Origin of the sequence: Prosthecobacter sp. (assembly GCF_049294395.1) — a bacterium.
Taxonomy (GTDB): Bacteria; Verrucomicrobiota; Verrucomicrobiia; order Verrucomicrobiales; family Verrucomicrobiaceae; genus Prosthecobacter.
The window spans coordinates 1-2607 of sequence record NZ_JBAQCR010000241.1 but is presented as its reverse complement, the minus strand read 5'-3'; the positions used below and the strand labels follow the sequence as shown (position 1 = coordinate 2607).

Genomic DNA, 2607 nt, shown 5'->3' with positions numbered 1-2607 from the left:
GGGTGTTTCATCACGGGGCTGTAGCACGGGTTCTCAGTTTCTCGAAAGCAAAAACTCCGACCGCCTTGCGACGATCGGAGTTTTGAAACGAATTCGAAGACAGCTTACTTCTTGCGCAGCTCCTTCTTCTTCAGGTCGTTGTACAACTCAAAGGCCTTGTTCGCATTCAGCCCGCCGTGCACCACGCCTTGCACCGCCTGCATCATGGAGACCGGAGCATCGCTCTGGAAGATGTTGCGGCCCATGTCCACGCCGCTGGCACCCTGCTTGATGGCGTTGGCGCACATCTTCAGCGCATCGAGTTCTGGCAGCTTCTTGCCACCGGCGATCACGATCGGCACCGGGCAGCAGCTCGTCACCGTGTCGAATTCCTTCTCCGTGTAGTAGCACTTCACCACGTTTGCTCCCAGTTCCGCCATGATGCGGGTGGCGAGGCGGAAATACTGCGGCGTGCGGGCCATCGCACGGCCCACGGCGGTCACGCCCATGACGGCGATGCCGTAGCGGCTGGCGGCGTCCACGAGGTCGGTGAGGTTTTTGAGGGACTGACGCTCATACGCGCTGCCGATGAACACCTGCACAGCGAGGATGCTGGCGTTTAGGCGGATGGCCTCTTCGATGTTGAGGGCGGTGCTTTCGTTGGAAAGGGGCTCAAAGCCGGGACGGGCAAACTTGGCCTTCTTGCCGTCGATTTCGCCTTCCCACTCTTCCATCGGACTGATCATCGAGGTGCCGCCGGAGGCGCGCAGGGCGATGGCCTTGGTGGTGGAGGCAGGGATGACGGAGCGCTGGATGCCGCGGGTGAGCATGAGGCAGTCCGCGTAGGGGGCCAGGGGGAGGATGGTCTGGTCCACGCGCTCCAGGCCGGTGGTCGGGCCCTGGAAATAACCGTGGTCAAAGGCGAGCATGACGGTGCGGCCGTCCTTGGGGTTGAAGACCTTGGCGAGGCGGTTCTTGAGGCCCCAGTCATACTGGTGGCAGCCCTTGAGGAAGAAGCCTGGGGCCTCCTGGGGGACGTCGGTGAAGAATTCCTTTTCCTTCTTGTCTGCAGCGCTGGTTTGGATGTCGGCCATGGTAATTTCTGGGTGCGGGTTAAACGGGGCGCGCAGGATGAGCGCGAATCGGTCCTGCGCAAGCACATTGCCAGCGCTTGCAAAACCCTTCTGCCTGTGGATTCTACGCGCCCCATGTCCGCGAATCTACTCATTTACCTTGATGGCAAGCTTGTTCCTGAATCCGAGGCGAAGATCTCCGTCTTCGACCACGGCCTGCTTTATGGGGATGGCGTATTCGAGGGTATCCGTATTTACAATGGCCGCGTGTTCCGCCTGACCGAGCATCTGCACCGCCTCTACGACTGCGCCAAGGCCATCTGCCTCACCGTGCCCATCCCGTTTGAGGAAATGGAAAAAGCCACGCTCGACACCGTGGCCGCCAACAATCTGCGAGACGGCTACATCCGCCTCGTCATCACACGCGGCGTGGGCTCCCTCGGTTTGAATCCCTACCAGTGTCCGAAGGCCAGCGTCTTCATCATCGCCAGCAGCATCACGCTGTATCCGGCAGAGCGTTATGAGAAGGGTCTGGAGCTCATCACCTGCGGCACCCGCCGTCCGAACTCCGCCGCGCTCAGCCCCCAGGTCAAGAGCCTGAACTACCTCAACAACATCATGGCCAAGATCGAGTGTCTTCAGGCCGGCTGCGACGAGGGTATCATGCTCAACGATCAGGGCTTCGTCTCCGAATGCACCGGCGACAACGTCTTCATCGTGAAAAACGGCAAGGTCACCACCCCGCCGATCTCCTCCGGCGCTCTGGACGGCATCACCCGCCGTGCCGTCATGGAAATCCTCGCGGAAATGGGCCAGCCCTGCACCGAGGCTGTCATGACCCGCTTTGACATTTACACCGCCGACGAATGCTTCCTCACCGGCACCGCCGCTGAAGTCATCCCCGCCGTGAAGTATGACCGCCGCCCCATCGGCGACGGCACCCCCGGCAAGCTCACGCAGGAGCTGACCAAGCGCTTCAAGGCGCTGGCAAACAGCACCGGCACTCCGGTCACGTATGCATGAGGCAGGTGCCGGCTGCGCCAAATTCCGGTTGGAAGATGGCGTGCTAAATGCAAGTTCCACAAGAATGAATCAGAAGAATCCATTCGCCCGCTGCTGCAGAGGGCTGCTGCTGGGATGGTCCCTGACCGCTCTTAGCTGTTCAAGCTCGAAGCCGGTCGCGGAAAATCCACTGAGCAGCCGCGCCTGGTGGAAGGGCGATGGAGTCGTGGGCAGTCCCCGGATCGTCATCAATCTCAGCACCCAGCGTGTGCAGTATTACAAGGGCAAGGAACTCGTCGGGGTCTCGCCGATCTCATCGGGTCGCGAGAGCCACGGCACGGTGACCGGCTCATACAGTATCCTGGACAAAGACATCGACCATCGTTCCTCGCTCTTCGGCTCCTACGTGGACAAGGAAGGCAATGTCGTGCAGGGAGATGTGGACACCCGCACCGACCCCGCACCTCCGGGCACGAAATACATCGGCGCCAACATGCGCTACTTCATGCGCATCGTCGGCGGCATCGGCATGCATGAGGGGTATCTCCCGGGG

Annotated in this window: 3 protein-coding genes; 2 read left to right on the top strand and 1 reads right to left on the bottom strand. The window is 61.0% G+C overall.

From position 1 onward, the window contains the following. Window positions 1–104 precede the first annotated feature (104 nt). Window positions 105–1073 (bottom strand): 3-hydroxy-5-phosphonooxypentane-2,4-dione thiolase, encoded by a 969-nt coding sequence (locus WAW39_RS16495; RefSeq protein ID WP_422320280.1) that lies wholly within the window; start codon window positions 1071–1073, stop codon window positions 105–107. Window positions 1074–1187: 114 nt separating this feature from the next. Here WAW39_RS16495 and ilvE point away from each other — a divergent pair, with 114 nt between their 5' ends. After that, entirely contained in the window at window positions 1188–2075 is an 888-nt protein-coding gene (gene ilvE, locus WAW39_RS16490) for a branched-chain-amino-acid transaminase (RefSeq protein WP_422320279.1), read from the top strand. 64 nt (window positions 2076–2139) lie between these two features. Further along, window positions 2140–2607 (top strand): L,D-transpeptidase family protein (locus WAW39_RS16485; RefSeq protein WP_422320278.1); only part of this gene is annotated, 468 nt, incomplete at its 3' end.